We start from the raw sequence: 242 nt of genomic DNA on the forward strand, positions 1-242 counted from the left end.
GTAATGATACATATGTATTTCATTTCCTTGCCGGAAATCAATCGCATCGAAAAAGAAAAAGGATTAGAACATATGAATGCGTTAGAATTGATGTGTTACTTATTTAAAAATGGGATAACAAGTGATATACTAAAGATAGATGAAAGGCCGGTGAAAGTGATGATCAAAAAATATGAGGAACTGAGGAAGAATAAAGATTTATGGTCATTTGCGGTATCACATGAAATAGCGGAATGTCGAGA

1 pseudogene is annotated in these 242 nt (G+C 33.1%); it reads left to right on the forward strand.

The window, feature by feature from the left end:
- Positions 1 to 242 (forward strand): annotated as a pseudogene (locus tag UGRO018_RS17910) (hypothetical protein); the annotation flags it as partial.

The organism is Hoskinsella mucinilytica, from assembly GCF_045223415.1.
GTDB lineage: Bacteria > Bacillota_I > Bacilli_A > Erysipelotrichales > Erysipelotrichaceae > Hoskinsella > Hoskinsella mucinilytica.